18 protein-coding genes are annotated in these 15,662 nt (G+C 34.7%); 9 read left to right on the top strand and 9 right to left on the bottom strand.

Annotated elements, in window-relative coordinates; all coding sequences use genetic code 11:
• Positions 1-25: 25 nt before the first annotated feature.
• The gene (prmC, locus tag F1003_RS00160; protein WP_155087179.1) at positions 26-913 is read right to left on the bottom strand and encodes a peptide chain release factor N(5)-glutamine methyltransferase; all 888 of its coding nucleotides are present in this window, start codon (positions 911-913) and stop codon (positions 26-28) included.
• Between the two features lie 2 nt (positions 914-915).
• Entirely contained in the window at positions 916-1,407 is a 492-nt protein-coding gene (locus F1003_RS00155) for a GNAT family N-acetyltransferase (RefSeq protein WP_162306864.1), read from the bottom strand.
• 61 nt (positions 1,408-1,468) lie between these two features.
• Here F1003_RS00155 and F1003_RS00150 point away from each other — a divergent pair, with 61 nt between their 5' ends.
• Genes F1003_RS00150 through F1003_RS00135 form a run of 4 tightly spaced genes read left to right on the top strand, consistent with a single transcriptional unit; the run spans position 1,469 to position 4,415 of the window.
• Positions 1,469-1,927 carry an LEA/WHy family protein gene (locus tag F1003_RS00150; protein WP_155087178.1) on the top strand — a complete coding sequence of 153 codons (459 nt, stop codon included), beginning with the start codon at positions 1,469-1,471 and terminating at the stop codon, positions 1,925-1,927.
• Complete coding sequence (gene ribD / locus F1003_RS00145; protein WP_155087177.1) at positions 1,928-2,932, top strand: bifunctional diaminohydroxyphosphoribosylaminopyrimidine deaminase/5-amino-6-(5-phosphoribosylamino)uracil reductase RibD; 1,005 nt, start codon at positions 1,928-1,930, stop codon at positions 2,930-2,932.
• Positions 2,933-2,955: 23 nt separating this feature from the next.
• Positions 2,956-3,573: an HAD family hydrolase gene (locus F1003_RS00140; protein WP_306461419.1), complete on the top strand. Its 618-nt coding sequence runs from the start codon at positions 2,956-2,958 to the stop codon at positions 3,571-3,573.
• Positions 3,570-4,415: an EamA family transporter gene (locus F1003_RS00135; protein ID WP_155087175.1), complete on the top strand. Its 846-nt coding sequence runs from the start codon at positions 3,570-3,572 to the stop codon at positions 4,413-4,415. The genes F1003_RS00140 and F1003_RS00135 overlap by 4 nt, the downstream gene beginning before the upstream one ends.
• A gap of 4 nt (positions 4,416-4,419) precedes the next feature.
• Here the strand turns inward: F1003_RS00135 and F1003_RS00130 are convergent, their stop codons facing one another.
• Positions 4,420-6,015, bottom strand: a complete 1,596-nt coding sequence (locus F1003_RS00130) for an aryl-sulfate sulfotransferase (RefSeq protein ID WP_155087174.1) — start codon at positions 6,013-6,015, stop codon at positions 4,420-4,422.
• 179 nt (positions 6,016-6,194) lie between these two features.
• Here F1003_RS00130 and F1003_RS00125 point away from each other — a divergent pair, with 179 nt between their 5' ends.
• A complete protein-coding gene (locus F1003_RS00125; RefSeq protein ID WP_155087173.1) occupies positions 6,195-6,803 on the top strand; it encodes an IMPACT family protein in 609 nt (202 codons plus the stop codon).
• Here F1003_RS00125 and F1003_RS00120 read toward each other — a convergent pair.
• Positions 6,798-7,205, bottom strand: a complete 408-nt coding sequence (locus tag F1003_RS00120; RefSeq protein ID WP_155087172.1) for an acyl-CoA thioesterase — start codon at positions 7,203-7,205, stop codon at positions 6,798-6,800. The genes F1003_RS00125 and F1003_RS00120 overlap by 6 nt on opposite strands.
• A 198-nt stretch (positions 7,206-7,403) precedes the next feature.
• Here F1003_RS00120 and dnaA point away from each other — a divergent pair, with 198 nt between their 5' ends.
• The 4 genes from dnaA to F1003_RS00100 all read left to right on the top strand — a co-directional run bounded on the left by dnaA (position 7,404) and on the right by F1003_RS00100 (position 11,494).
• The gene (gene dnaA, locus F1003_RS00115; RefSeq protein WP_155087171.1) at positions 7,404-8,831 is read left to right on the top strand and encodes a chromosomal replication initiator protein DnaA; all 1,428 of its coding nucleotides are present in this window, start codon (positions 7,404-7,406) and stop codon (positions 8,829-8,831) included.
• Between the two features lie 14 nt (positions 8,832-8,845).
• The gene (locus F1003_RS00110) at positions 8,846-9,301 is read left to right on the top strand and encodes a low molecular weight protein-tyrosine-phosphatase (protein ID WP_155087170.1); all 456 of its coding nucleotides are present in this window, start codon (positions 8,846-8,848) and stop codon (positions 9,299-9,301) included.
• A gap of 73 nt (positions 9,302-9,374) precedes the next feature.
• Positions 9,375-10,778 carry a PQQ-dependent sugar dehydrogenase gene (locus F1003_RS00105; protein WP_155087169.1) on the top strand — a complete coding sequence of 468 codons (1,404 nt, stop codon included), beginning with the start codon at positions 9,375-9,377 and terminating at the stop codon, positions 10,776-10,778.
• On the top strand, positions 10,778-11,494 hold the full coding sequence (locus F1003_RS00100; protein WP_155087168.1) for an SAM-dependent methyltransferase: 717 nt from the start codon (positions 10,778-10,780) through the stop codon (positions 11,492-11,494). The genes F1003_RS00105 and F1003_RS00100 overlap by 1 nt, the downstream gene beginning before the upstream one ends.
• Here F1003_RS00100 and F1003_RS00095 read toward each other — a convergent pair.
• The 5 genes from F1003_RS00095 to dapF all read right to left on the bottom strand — a co-directional run bounded on the left by F1003_RS00095 (position 11,491) and on the right by dapF (position 15,517).
• A complete protein-coding gene (locus F1003_RS00095; RefSeq protein WP_155087167.1) occupies positions 11,491-12,147 on the bottom strand; it encodes a peptidoglycan-binding protein LysM in 657 nt (218 codons plus the stop codon). The two genes, F1003_RS00100 and F1003_RS00095, sit on opposite strands and share 4 nt — an antisense overlap.
• 117 nt (positions 12,148-12,264) lie before the next feature.
• Positions 12,265-13,170 carry a DUF2279 domain-containing protein gene (locus F1003_RS00090; protein WP_155087166.1) on the bottom strand — a complete coding sequence of 302 codons (906 nt, stop codon included), beginning with the start codon at positions 13,168-13,170 and terminating at the stop codon, positions 12,265-12,267.
• Positions 13,171-13,172: 2 nt separating this feature from the next.
• Positions 13,173-14,216 carry an endolytic transglycosylase MltG gene (gene mltG, locus F1003_RS00085; protein ID WP_155087165.1) on the bottom strand — a complete coding sequence of 348 codons (1,044 nt, stop codon included), beginning with the start codon at positions 14,214-14,216 and terminating at the stop codon, positions 13,173-13,175.
• A 3-nt stretch (positions 14,217-14,219) separates the two neighbouring features.
• Positions 14,220-14,744, bottom strand: a complete 525-nt coding sequence (locus tag F1003_RS00080) for a GNAT family N-acetyltransferase (protein WP_155087164.1) — start codon at positions 14,742-14,744, stop codon at positions 14,220-14,222.
• Entirely contained in the window at positions 14,738-15,517 is a 780-nt protein-coding gene (gene dapF / locus F1003_RS00075) for a diaminopimelate epimerase (protein ID WP_155087163.1), read from the bottom strand. Before dapF ends, F1003_RS00080 begins: the two co-directional genes overlap by 7 nt.
• Positions 15,518-15,662 lie beyond the last annotated feature (145 nt).

Below are 15,662 nucleotides of genomic sequence, written 5' to 3'. Positions count from 1 at the left end.
AAGGGTGTCGCTTTTAATTTTCTTGTTATTTAATCCCTTTCAACATTCTGTCGTTGCCGTTCAAGTCCTTTTTCAATTCTACTTCACCTAAACCTGAATCTATTAACAATTGCTTAGTTTCATCGCCAAGATACTGGTTAATTTCAAAAAATAATTGACCTTTTGGCTTTAAGTTTTCAACAGCAAACTTTGTAATTGCCTTATAAAATTGCAGTGGCTTCTCATCTTCAACAAACAATGCCAAATGTGGTTCGTTGTCTAATACATTGGGCTTTATTTCTGCCTTTTCTAGGTTTCTTACGTATGGTGGATTAGACACTATCGTGTCAAATAAGCCCATCTGTCGCAAAGCGACATCTTCCCAAAGGGAAGAATCCTTACTCAACTTTAAGATATCCGCTTCAATAAACTCAATGTCAACTTTATTGATTTCGGCATTTTTCCTTGCTATTGCTAATGCTTCCTTACTTACATCTAAAGCATAAACTTTTGCACGTGGTAAATTCTTTGCCAAACTAATAGCTATACATCCTGAACCTGTACCTATATCTAATATCTTTATTTGAGATTCTTCGCTTCGCTCAGAATGACACTTAACACTCCAATCAACCAATTCTTCCGTTTCCGGTCTTGGGATCAACACATGTTCATTGACCTTAAACTTTAAACTATAGAATTCTGTTTCTCCCAAAATATATTGAATGGGCTTTTGTTTTTTTAAGTCCTCGAGCACTTTAAAAAAGGTGCCTGTTTCAGATTTAGTGAATGTAAATTCTGGCTCTAAAGTCAATTGTATTCTAGGAATATTGAGATAGTGTTCGGTACATAGAAAGAAGAAACTTTCAACTTCATTTTTACCATAGATGACATCTAATTCCTTGTGGAAGATATGTTTAAGATCGAGTGCTTTCAAGACTATAAATCTTTAAGCATCCAGACGGAACAAGAGTAATGACCTGTATCTCCCATAGGTTTGTCAATGCTCTCAAAACCAACCTTTCTGTACAGTTTTCTGGCATCGTCCATATACGGCATAGTTTCTAAGTAACATTGCTCAAAGCCAGCTCCCTTTGCAAAAGCCAAACATTTTTCCATCATTTTACTACCCAAACCTTTACCTCTAGCTTCTGGCATAAAGTACATTTTCTGCAATTCGCATACGTTGCCATCGTAATTGTCTAAAGGAGAAATTCCGGCGCCACCAATAATGGTGTTTCCTTTTTCAACCACAAAATACGCTTTTCGAGGCTTACTGTAAGTTTCAGTCATACAATTCAGTGCTTTATCCTCATAAGCTGTACCTACTTTAGGTACACCAAATTCGATTAACACAGACCGAATGGCCTTAGCTATTTTAGGGTCATCCTTTTGTTCTATTTCTCGAATAACAATAGTATCTTTACTCACTTAATTTATGAAATTTATACTGACTTTTTTTCGGTATGAAGATAGTTATAATTACCGTTTTATGCTTAAAAGAATTTTATTCATTTTGCTGTTTTGTTCACTGGTTTTTAACTGTACTGTAAATAAGCAACCTGAGTTTTTGGGACTGGAAAATATAGAAGTTGTTGATTCTAACATTAATAAAATTACACTCAGTGCAGATGCTTTGTTCATTAACCCGAATGACGTTGGTGGCACACTAAAAACCGATGATTTAAAAGTTTTTATTAACGATACGGAAGTCGCAAATATTGTTTCGGAATCATTTGATGTCCCTTCTAAAAACAACTTTAAAATTCCGCTTACTATTGATGTTGATACAGACAGCATTATTGATAAAAAAAGTCTAGGAGGTTTATTGGGCAGTTTAATATCCCAAAAACTAGAAGTGAAGTACAAAGGAGAAATAAAATATAAAGTATTTGGTTATTCTTCCACATATAACGTCGATGAAACTCAAAATGTAAAAATTAAACTTTAATTGCACAGTCACGAATACTATATAAATCGCTGTTTACAACTCGCAAAAAACGGATTGGGCACCACGAGACCTAATCCTGCGGTTGGTGCTGTAATTGTTTACAATGATACTATTATTGGTGAAGGTTTTACAAGTCCGTATGGCGGCAACCATGCTGAAGTTAACGCCATTAACTCGGTGAAAGACAAATCGCTATTGAGCATTAGCACCATCTATGTAACATTAGAACCTTGCAGTCATTACGGTAAAACACCTCCTTGTAGTGACTTAATCATTACCCATAAAATTCCAGCCGTAGTCATTGGCTGTATTGATGATAACCCTGAAGTTGCTGGTAAAGGTGTTGAAAAACTTAAAGCATCAGGTTGTAAAGTAACCGTTGGTGTTATGGAAGCGGAATGCAAAGCGCATCATAAGCGATTCTTTACCTTTCATAACAAAAAGCGTCCTTATATTATCTTAAAGTGGGCTGAAACACGTGATGGTTTTATCGCACCAAAAACAAAAAATGAAAAGAAACCTGTTTGGATTACCAACCCGTATTCTAGGCAGTTAGTCCATAAATGGCGTGCAGAAGAACAAGCTATCTTAGTTGGCACAAATACTGTGATTCAAGATAACCCAAGCTTAACTGTTAGGGATTGGAAAGGGTCTAATCCTATTAGAATTGCTTTAGATAAAGATGCGAAACTACAATCAAATTTTAATGTGTTTGACGATAAAGTAAAAACCATTAGAATAACGAACAATCTTATTGATTTTGAAAATCCAATAGCTCAACAGATTTGCAATCTTTTACATGGAGAGAACATTAATTCTGTAATTATTGAAGGTGGTTTAAAAACGCTTCAAACTTTTATCGATGAAAACCTATGGGATGAAGCACGTGTTTTTACCAGCAATATTGAGTTTAAAGATGGTGTTAGAGCTCCGCTATTTACAGGAAAACTTATTTCGGAATCCAGAATTAGTAAAGACGCACTAAAAATTTATTTGAACAGATAATGAGACTTCCGTTTACACGGAAAATGAATATGATAAAAACGTTGATTTTTGATTTTGGTGATGTGTTCATCAACCTAGACAAGCAAGGTGCAATGCAAAATGCATTAGAGCTTTTTGGGTTGAAAACTTTTGAAGACGACATGCTTTCTGCAAATATGCAATACGAAACCGGAAACATATCTACTTCAGAATTCATTGCCTTTTATTTGAAAAAATTTCCGCATTTAAACGAGAATCAAATCATAGAAGCGTGGAATTATATCCTAAAGGATTTCCCGAAACATCGTTTGGATTTTGTAAGAGGTTTGGCTCAAAGTGGCATTTACAAGCTTATTCTATTGAGCAACACCAATGATATGCATATTGATTTTATTAAATCAAATGTAAAGTTCTATGAAGATTTTAAAAGCTGTTTTCATAAATTTTATCTTTCGCAAGAAATACACCTAAGAAAACCCAATGTAGATATATTTGAGTTTGTTATGAAAGAAAATAATCTTAATCCTACTGAATGTCTATTTATAGATGACACAAAAGAAAATACCGAGACAGCAGCATCAATGGGATTTAACATTTGGAATATAGATGAAACCAAAGAAGATATAGCCAACTTATTTGAAATAAAAAAAGACCTCTTTTGATTTACTTAATCCTTAGCATCTTATCCTCTACTACAATATTTGTTGTATTCAAAATTCTAAGCAAATACAATGTTAACACATTGCAGGTTATTGTTGTAAACTATGTTATAGCTTTTATAACTGGCATAGCTCTGTATGATGAAACAATAAATCTAAATATTATCAATGCAGATTGGTTTATTGAAGCAATCGCATTAGGGTTTATGTTTATCGCAATATTTAATGTTTTGGCGCTTACCGCACAAAAAAACGGACTCTCAGTAGCTTCAGTTGCAAGTAAGATGAGTGTTATAATTCCAATATTATTCGGAATTGTTATTTACAACGAAAGTACTGGTTTACAAAAATTGATTGGAATAATTCTAGCACTAATAGCTGTATTATTAACTTCAATTAAACCAAAGTCAGATGTGGTTTTAACCAAATCCATCTATTTACCTATTATATTGTTTTTAGGTTCTGGTATCATTGACACTAGTGTAAATCATTTTGCACCAGATGGAAATAAAGCCTTATTTTTAGCTATAATTTTTGGGATAGCTGGCATTATCGGCATTATAATTTTAAGCTATAAATCTATAATAGCAAAAGACCATTTTAAATTAAAAAGCATACCCTTTGGTATTATTCTGGGTATTGTAAACTACGCTTCCATGCATTACATACTAAAAGCATTGCGCGTCGATGGATTTGAGAGTTCCTCTGTTTTTACAATCAACAATGTAGCCATAGTTGCTATTTCAACTTTAATAGGCCTTTTTCTTTTTAAAGAACATATATCCGTAAAAAATTGGTTAGGTATTATACTTGCCCTAGTTTCAATAGGTTTAGTAACACTTTAACTGCTTAGTTTTTAAGCACTTTGATAAATTCAGAATTACTATCTGTAGAAATTTTAACCATATACATTCCTTTGGCTAGACTTTCTAAATTAATAAAGTCGGAATTCGTTTTGCCCAATACCATCTTACCGGTAATACTGTAAACTTCTATTTGATCTAGAGGTTTATTGAAATCGAAATGTAGAATACCATTTGTTGGATTAGGGTAAACACTTAAGTCGTTAAAAAATGTATCTTCAACTGACAGGAGATTGCTGCAATTCTCAGAAATAGAATTCACATTCTCTATGATACCTGTATTATTAAAGCTTAAGCCTGTAAAGCCAACATAATTTTCAGGGTAGCGATGTGCTCTAAACGCACTATTACCATCTGGGTCCTCAAATTGATTTATATTAGATCCATCTGCAATTGGAATTATATATACCCAGACTACATTACCAGAACCATCAACTTCAGAAATCCTGCCTTTGTCGGTTTCATTGATAAGCGCATTCCCATTAGACATTATTTGCATACCACAACGCGATGAACCTTGCATTACTTCACCCATTATTGTGCCATCATAAGACCAGAAGTAATCGTTTGGCAAAAACTCTCCTGCCGAAAGACTATATACACCATTAGTATCATTTTGATCTATGATATGAATAGACGAAGCGGTTAAATCAGTTCCATAACCATCATTACTAAATGCCGATATTTTGCCTTCATGTGGGCCATCCGGAATCCATTTAGCATCATGCTGACTGCCTAGTTTACGATCGTTTATAGTACCTTTATCATATACTTCAGGATTTCCCCATCTCCAAAGAAAGTCACCACCTTTTCCATATATACCACCAGAATGAGATGCCGCTTCAGCAGTTGTTGTACTATGGTCAATTATGTAAATTTCGTGTGTATGTCTTGCAGAAATAATGATTTGATCCAAGTCTTCATTATAATCTACCGAATTGGTATGTGTATAATCAACAGGATTATTATTATCATAATCCATATGTAACAGCTGTGGATTATTGGCAACAGAGCCGAAATTAGGTTTGCTACTATCAAACTCTTGCACCATGTGATCGAAAAACTTCCACTCCCACACTATGTTGGCCGAGTTGGTGCCAACGGGTTGTATTTCCACAATTTTATCCAATGCAAAAATAGCTTCCTGAAAAGATGTGTCCTTACCCTGTGCTATCATTTCTGCATTCGTATAAGTATCTCTAACTAATACTAGAAAGTTCCCATTTGGTAAGGGCTCGATATCATGATGGATACTAAAACCTAAATCATTAAAAAAATCAATACTCCACAGAATATTGTTATTCCAATCTCTTATATCTGCATTAAATCTGTTAGACTGCAGTATATTCCCATTTTCTAGAATATAAAAATTAGTACTTATTTGGCCTGAGAAATCCCATTGTTTTACAGCTTCACCACAATTATTTATGAGAAACACTCTATCATCTGAAAGTGCATTAAATAATGTATAACCATTTGATTTTTCTAGATTAACGTCATCAAACACTAATCCAACAGTCTCCTGCGTATATGCAAGTTGAACAAGCCCAATCAATAGGGCTACAAAAGTAATCTTTTTCATAGGGCGCTTTTTAAACAAATATAACTAACCTTTATAAGAATTGAAAACTCTGGTTTAATTATAAGATGCATGTTTTCTTAGACGCTGACATCACAATTTCCTAACAAGGATATTATTATATATAATTATAGCTCACATATGTTTTTCTTTTATTCAATTATTATATTCGCAATACTTTTATGCAAAATGACGACGTATATTTTACCATAGCAAAACCTGCTGAGGGAGACATCTATAAAGACAGAAACAGCAAATTCCTTGGGTTTGTGTTTCCGGTTATTAGTGAAGACCAGGTAAAATCTCACCTTGAAAACTTAAAAAAAGAGCACTATGCAGCTAGACATTGGTGTTATGCGTATCAAATAGGCACTGAAAAGATAAAATACAGGACAAATGACGATGGTGAACCAAATAACTCAGCTGGTATGCCAATTTACGGTCAAATACAATCATTTAATGTTACCAATATTCTTATAGTAGTAATAAGATATTATGGAGGAGTAAAACTTGGTGTTGGTGGTTTAATAAATGCTTACAGAACAGGAGCGCAATTGGCATTAGACTCTGCAAAAATTATTCAAAAAACTATTAAGACAACTTATCAGTTAAAATTTGAGTATAAAAATCTTAGTAAAGTAATGCGGTTGATAAAAGAAAATCAAGTTGAAATAAACAAGCAGAATTTAGAGCTTAGCTGTTTGTTGGAAATATCTGTCAGAAAAAATAACAGTTTAAAGGTTTTTGAACTTTTTAATCAGTTTTTTGGCGTAGAGATACGTGAATTATAACGAATAATTTTGCAGTTTATCTAAAAGATATTTTGGGCAACGCGTCGGTCGGTTTCGTTTCATATCTATAAACGCCAATATAGTAGATCCAGTTGCCAGTAATTCATCAGATTCATTTCTTAATTCATACTCAAATTCTATTGAGGCAGAGGGCATTTTTTTTAACTTAGTTTTTACTTTAAGCATGTCGTCATAACGTGCTGAATTTTTGTAATTTATAGATAGTGAAATTACAGGCAACATAATACCATCAGCCTCCATGCCACTGTAACTCAGCCCAAACTGCCGTAACCACTCGGTTCTACCCACTTCAAAATAAACAGCGTAATTGGCATGATATACAACACCCATCTGGTCTGTCTCGCCATAGCGCACTCTAATACTTGTTTCGTTAAAATTCAATTATATGCTTGTGTTTAGGAAAAAATTTGTAATTTTCAAATGTTTTAAACATGAGGAAAAATTTCTTAAAATTCAACAGATATTGATTTTTTTTTTAAGAATTTTGTTCACATATTTGTCGTGTTCAAAACTGCAAGAGAATCCTAGTTCTCTTTTTTTTTGCTAATCTAACTAACAACAAATAATTTAACTTAACGAATGGAGATCACAGCGGAATCTGTATGGAGTAATTGTCTCGCCTTTATAAAAGATAATATACAACCACAAGCTTATAAAACGTGGTTTGAACCTATACAAGCTGTAAAACTTTCTGGAAATGCGTTGAGCATTCAAGTACCTAGTAAATTTTTCTACGAATGGTTAGAAGAACATTACGTTAAAATTTTAAAAGTATCGCTTACTAAAGAACTAGGTGAAGACGCAAAACTGGTTTACGTCATAAAGATGGAAAACACTTATGGCAACAAGCAACCGTTTACAGAAAAGATCCCTAGCTCAAACAGAAGTGCTGTAAAATCTCAAGATGTTGATGTTCCTTTTGACAACAAAAGTCCTGAGTTAAAAAACCCTTTCGTAATTCCTGGAATTAGAAATGTAAAAATTGAATCTCAATTAAATCCTAGTTATACGTTTGAAAATTTTCTAGAAGGAGATTCTAATCGTTTGGCAAGAAATGCAGGAATTGCAGTAGCCAACAAACCAGGAGGTACTTCTTTTAACCCGTTGTTAATTTTTGGTGGTGTCGGTTTAGGAAAAACACATTTAGCGCATGCTATTGGTGTGGACATCAAGGACAAATATCCTGAGAAAACGGTTCTATATATTTCTGCTGAGAAATTCACACAACAATATATAGATTCAGTAAAAAAGAATAATAGAAATGATTTTATTCATTTCTATCAAATTATTGATGTGCTCATTATTGATGACGTACAATTCTTATCAGGTAAAACTGGTACCCAAGATGTATTCTTTCATATCTTCAATCACTTACACCAAAATGGTAAGCAAGTTGTTTTAACTAGTGATAAAGCACCTGTGGATATGCAGGATATTGAGCAGCGCTTATTATCTCGTTTTAAATGGGGACTTTCTGCCGAATTACAAACACCAGATTTTGAGACTAGAGTTTCTATTCTTAAAAACAAACTTTATCGGGATGGTGTGGAAATGCCAGAAGAAATTGTTGAGTATGTTGCGAAGCACATCAAAACCAACGTAAGAGAACTTGAAGGTGCTATCATTTCATTGATTGCACAATCCTCTTTCAACAAAAAGGAAATTACAATAAACCTTGCCAAGGACATCGTAGAGAAGTTTGTAAAAAACACCAAACGCGAAGTGTCCATAGATTATATTCAGAAAGTAGTTTCTGATTACTTCCAAATGGACGTAAGTACTTTGCAATCTAAAACACGTAAACGTCATATTGTACAGGCTCGTCAATTAGCCATGTTCTTTGCTAAGAAATATACTAAAGCTTCATTGGCTAGTATAGGCTCACAAATTGGTCAGCGCGACCACGCTACAGTACTTCATGCTTGCAAAACAGTAGATAACTTATCTTCAACTGACAAACAATTTAGAAAGTACGTTGAAGATTTGGCTAAAAAATTAGCGCTCTAAACCCAAATAGAATAATGACTCGTATACTTGTGGTGTGTCTCGGCAATATATGTCGGTCGCCCTTAGCACATGGTATCTTAGAATCAAAACTTCCTAAAGATAGTTTTTATGTTGATTCAGCTGGCACGGCTGCATATCACATAGGCAATAGCCCAGATCATCGCTCAATCAAGGTTGCCAAAACACATGGCGTTGACATAAGTGGACATAGTGCAAGGCAATTTAGGGTTTCAGATTTTGATACCTCCGATTATATTTACGCTATGGACGCTTCTAATTATAACAACATTATCAGTCTCGCCAGAAATAATGATGACATTGGTAAGGTGAAACTGTTCCTAGAAGAGAATAATTCAGTTTCCGATAAAAATGTCCCTGATCCTTATTATGGACACATAAGCGATTTTGAGTATGTTTTTGATCTATTAGAAGCCACTTCAAAAATACTTTCAGCTAAATTAAAAGAATAATCAACTGTAACGGAATTCTTACCTCTGCTCTATTTTTTGTATCTTAGTGTCACAACTTTCTTAAAAAAATGATATGAAAAACATTACCATACTTATATGTTGCCTATGCGTCGCCTTAGGCAATACGCAAGATTTAGAATTGGAATTATTCGCATCTGGACTAGACAGACCTGTTAATCTTAAACATGCTGGAGACGATAGATTGTTTGCTGCTGAGCAAGACGGGATCATTAAAATCATTAATGCCGATGGTTCTGTAAACACCACACCGTTTTTAGATATTGAAGCGCGTGTAGAAAGTGGAGGGAGTGAAGAGGGACTTTTAGGTTTGGCCTTTCATCCTAATTATGCCACAAACGGTTATTTTTTTGTTAATTACACCAGAGACGTAGTAGGACAGACTGATAATGAAACTGTGGTGTCCCGATTTACCCGTAGTAGTACGGATCCATCACAAGCAGATCCTAATTCCGAATTGATAATCCTTACATATACACAACCATTCACAAATCATAATGGTGGTGAATTGCAGTTTGGGCCAGATGGTTACCTGTACATTTCAAGTGGAGATGGAGGTTCTGGAGGCGATCCACAAGATAACGGTCAAGATTTAGGAACTTTACTAGGTAAATTATTACGTATAGACGTTAATAATTCAACTATGTCTAACCCATACGCAATCCCTACAGACAATCCATTTATTGGTACTGCTGGTGCTAGAGGAGAAATATGGGCCTATGGGTTACGTAACCCATGGAAATTTTCCTTTGACCGTCTGAATGACGATATATGGATTGCTGATGTAGGGCAAAGCGCAAGGGAAGAAATAAACAATGCCCCATCAACTTCAGCAGGCCTCAATTATGGCTGGAGATGTTATGAAGGTAATAACACCTACAATACATCTGGTTGTCCACCTATGAGCTCTTTAACATTTCCTGTAGCCGAATATGCACATTCTGGTGGTAGGTGCTCAATTACCGGAGGATACAGATACAGAGGATCAGAATTTCCTGGTTTTAATGGATTGTATTTCTTCGCAGATGTTTGCACCCAAGAAATAGGTTATATAGAATTTGAAAACGGAACATGGAACTCAACTTTTGAAGGGTTTTCAGGAAGTTTGGTCGCTTTTGGGGAAGACATCAATGGAGAGCTTTATATATGCTCCCTTGGAGGGGACATTAGTAAACTGGTGGATAACTCACTTAGCACGGAAGACTTTGATTTGAACAATGTTGCTATTTATCCCAACCCGGCAGAAAATGAGATCACAATTGATTTTTCATCAGTGAATGCTACCATAAAAAGTGAAATGACAATCTTTGATTTACAAGGCAAGATTATAAATAGTAAAAATAAAAGTTCTGATGCGGTTCAAAAAATCAACACATCGCAATTGTCGCAAGGTCTATACTTATTGCAAATCCGTGCTGACAACGGAGAACAAATGACCCATAAACTTGTTATACAGTAATGAGTAAGACAGTTGGTAAGCTATATCTCATTCCAACACGTTTAGGTGACAATCCGCCACTAGAGGTGTTACCTATTTCAATAAAAAAAGTAATCGAAGATATAGATTACTACATCGTAGAAAATGAAAAAACAGCAAGGCGTTTTATAAAACGTATATCACCAGGTAAATCCCAGCCTAAATTAAAACTAAGCATACTCAATAAATACACTACGGAAGCTGAGCGCAACACTTTTTTAAATCCATGTTTAGATGGTGAGTCCATAGGGCTGCTCTCCGAAGCTGGTTGTCCTGCCATTGCAGATCCTGGGTCTGACATTGTAAGTTTGGCACATCAAATGAATATAAGAGTGGTGCCTTTAGTTGGTCCGTCTTCAATTATAATGGCACTTATGGCTTCTGGGATGAATGGTCAAAGTTTTTGCTTTAATGGGTATTTACCAATAGATAAAGGTGAGCGGAAGTCTAAACTAAAATCTTTAGAACGATTATCATCCGAACATAATCAAGCACAGATTTTCATTGAGACACCATACAGAAACATGAAAATGCTTGATGATTTGTCTAGTGTACTTCAACCTCAAACCAGAGTTTGCGTTGCTTGCGATTTAACCCTACCTACTGAATTTATAAAGACAATGTCTGCCAAAGATTGGAAACACAACAAAGAAGATCTACATAAGAGACCAGCTATTTTTATTATACAAAAAGATTAAAGTCTGGCTTTAGCTTTTTTATTTGGCTTAATTATAGAAGTATCGTAACCAGAAAACTTTTTCATATAGTATTTAAGGGTTGAACCATAGGCATCAGCAACATTATTGCCACCATAGCTTCTAAGAAACTTTTTAACACTACCTGGTCCTGCAAGATGAGCAGCAGCCAAAATACCAGATTCGGTCACTTTTACACCAGCAATAAATTTTCCATCAAAACGCTTAATATCTTTTCTTAAAATCCATTTATTACGCGCCGCATTAGCAATAAATGCTTTTTCTTGCAATTCTGGATTGTATAAAAATTGATTTGGGTTGTAGATTCCAATAAGTTTCAACGTTTCGGAACCAAACTGATACTTACCCAAATAACCTAATGTATTTACTGTAAAGTAATTACCTCTAGACTCTTTAAAAGCCAATGCTTCTTTAAAGCCTTCAAAAGATTTACCCAAGTGAGGTGAGAATATATTTGACTTAGATTCCTTTGAAAAATCTGCCATTGCCAATTCTGCAGAAATATTATAATCTAGCTCTAACCCTTCTGTAGAATACAACTCTGTATTAAGCGTAGAATCTGGATATAATCCCATTGCAACTAATAAACAAATTGCAAATGGTAATAAAAATTTTTTAATGCTATTCTTTGTCATAACAGCTAATTTTAAACTAGCAAAACTTTCCCCAAAAGGTCCTACTAAATTCGCGTGCAAATATACGACATTTATTTAAATACTGAAAATCAACCGATTAACAGTTATTAATACTTGTTAAAAGTAGAAATAATGCATCTTTAGGCGACCTTCACTATTTAACTCAATTGCTGGAAAAGGGACTTTAATTACGTTAAAAACGTCAAAAATGGTTTTTAAGACGTTGGAATTTGTCTTAATTCGGGTTAGGTCTATATCTAAACTCAAGTAGTATTGGCGTGTTCTATTTTGGTTTAAAAACAAAGGATCATTAGGTTCACCGGTTAACATTCCATCTGCGCCATAACCAAAAGCTAAATTTAACCAATTTGGAATATAATCTGTTTTAAAAAAGGAATTGAGATTGGCACTCAACCAATAAGTCTGACCATTATAGTCTTTTAAAAATTCTTCAAACAAACCATTACCTAATTTATCTGGTCGTTGTTTGGCAAAATCCGTACGATGGAATGAATATTTTAATAGTATCCTTTGTTCCTTCCAAAGTAATTCTTGCCCAATGTAAAGCCCAGTACCAGTAACATTTGCAGCCATATCCGTCCATGAAAAACCCCATTCTTCAGAAAAGCCATCCATAACCTCTACCGCTGTTAAAAAACCCAAACCTAAAGTTGAACCAAATAACAACTGATCTTTTTTGCTAATACCAGCCCAATTGAGTGTATTAGCCCCTATTCTACCTAATTGATATGATGAAAACACATGACCAAATTTGTCCATCTGCAACCATTCGCCACTGTCATTAATGGTTTTAAAGCTAGAACGAGGATAATCTGCATACCACAATTGGTCTAAGCCTATGAGAGCTAAAGTCGCCAAAGAACTTTCAGAAATGATAACAGCATTGCGTCTTGGCTTGTTTAAAGTATCACTTGGCTTTAGAAATTGATTGAGTTTAGATTGTGAAAAGAGTGAACCTGAAACGCAACATATAAAAATGATATGGAATTTTGCCCATTTCAAATCTATCTATTGATACCTTGTGATGATAAATACCTTTGGTATTCCCTCGCATTATTGTTATGCTGAGCCAAAGTTTTAGCAAACTTATGGTAACCAATACGCTTGGCATCTGCAGCAAAATAAAGGTAACTATGCTTTTCAGGATTTAAAACTGCCTTTATCGCAGATAAATCTGGCATGGCAATTGGTCCTGGTGGTAACCCTTTATTTTTATAGGTATTATAAGGTGAATCAATTTCTTTATGTACATTTAATACACGTCTGATAACTGTATTCTTGTATTTTGGTAATTGGTAGGCAGCGAATTTTAGAGTTGGGTCTGCCTGTAGCGCCATGCCTATTCGTAATCGGTTGAGATAAACCCCTGCTACCCTTGGCTGTTCGTCAGCTTGTTTAGATTCCTCATGTACAATAGAGGCCAAGGTTATAACTTCATTGGGTGTAAGGTTTAATTCTTCAGCTTTAGCTTTTCTGTTGTCGTTCCAAAAGCGTTTATACTCTTTTAGCATTTTATCTCTGAAATTTTTTGCAGAGGTATTCCAAAAGAATTCATAACTATTTGGTAAATACATGCCCAATGCTGTAGCACGTGTAAATCCATTCTCACTTAAAAAATCCTCGTCTGTCATAGCATTGATTAACGACAAACTATCAGCTTCAATCTGTGTGCTGATTCTTCCCGCTAAATCTTCTAAACTGTTCTGATTGTTGAATGCTATTTTAAGAGGTAGGTTTTTACTTCTAATTGAATTAATAATTTCGTTATTATTCATTCCTTTTTCAATCGCAAAACGCCCAGCCTTTATATTTGAAGTGTATTTTTTTTGACGCGCCAAAGCATCAAACGTTTCGATATCATCTAACAAAGGCTCTAGCTGTGCTCTAACTTGAGGGTAGGTGGCGTTAGTAGGAACATAAATGTATTTTGTTTCACTATTGAAAGTTGTATTGGGCTGAAACATTGCTCCATAAATATAATAGGCAATGACTGCAAAAATCACCAAACCGATTAAGGCTATTGCCCATAGTATCTTTTTTATATACATGTGTTACTCTTTAATGTTTTGTAATATATACACGTTAGAGAACTGCTTTCCATCAAAGTTCCAGTCCTTTTTTAATCCTATTTTTTTAAAGCCGCTACCTTCAAACAGTTTTAAACTGGCTTCATTGTTTTCTGAAATATTTGCAAACACTTGATGCAAATGAAGCGCTTCAAAACAGTAATTCACCAGTATTTGCAGTGCTTCCTTACCGTAGCCTTTGCTCCTATTAGGCTCATCTTTAATTAAAATTCCTATACCTGCACGTTTGTTTTTAACGTTGAAATCAAAAACGTCTATTAGACCGATTGTATTGTCATTATTTGTGCATATAGCTAAACGCAATTGTTTGGCTTCATAAATATCTTGCTTGGCATTTTTGAGATATTGCTTAATCAAAAACCTAGAATAGGGTGTCTGAGTATCGCTTAAATGCCAAAGTGCAGTATCATTCTCAACCTTATGTACAAATTCCAAATCCTCTGGTTCCAAGGCTCTTAAATAAATATGTTCGCCTTTTAATCTTACCATTCTATCTTCCCCTTAAAAACTTGTGTTGCAGGCCCAATCAACCAAACGTTGTTATACCCTTTTTCATTGTTTTCAAACTTCACCCTTAGTTCGCCTCCTGGTGTTATTAGGGTTACTTCATTACTGGTTATCTTACCTTTTTTGTGCATTGCTAGTGCTACTGCAGTGACTCCCGTTCCACAAGATAAGGTCTCGTCCTCTACTCCACGCTCGTAAGTTCTTACAGCAAACTTGTTATCAGATATTTGTTCAACAAAATTCACATTACTTCCAGCTTTACCATAAGGCTCTCCATATCTAATAGTAGAACCACAGTTCTTCACATCAAAATTTTCAATATCTGATACCATTTCTACATGATGAGGAGAACCTGTATCTAGAAAAAGGTGTTTTTCATATACTTCAACGGTGGTTACATCTTGCATTTGTAAATGTACTATGTCCTCTTCAATGCTTGCTTTATGCAAACCATCTATAGCGTAAAATTCTGCTTTACCCTCAATGATGCCCAGGAACTTTGCAAAAGATGTCATGCAACGACCACCATTACCGCACATACTGCTCTCATTGCCATCAGAATTATAATATACCATTTTAAAATCAGAATTTTTGTCATTTTCTAGCAGGATGAATCCATCCGCTCCAATGCCAAAACGTCTGTCGCACAGCTCTGCAATGCGTTTGGTATTATTTTTGTCGATTTCTAGTAAACGATTATCAACTATAATAAAGTCGTTTCCGGTGCCTTGATATTTGTAAAATGTTATTGCCATATTCTGGAAACAAATATAAGAATAATAGCAAGGAAAATAAGGTGTTAAAACGTCGTTAAAGTTGGCGTTAAATAGTCGTTAAAATGGAAAATGAAATTCAATAAATATCTAACTTTAAACGTTAAATAGTTAAACATAAACCCTA

The organism is Winogradskyella ouciana, assembly GCF_009709615.1.
In the GTDB taxonomy this organism is placed as follows: Bacteria; Bacteroidota; Bacteroidia; order Flavobacteriales; family Flavobacteriaceae; genus Winogradskyella; species Winogradskyella ouciana.
The sequence above is the reverse complement of the archived record's forward strand: the minus strand, read 5'-3'. Positions and strand labels throughout refer to the sequence as shown.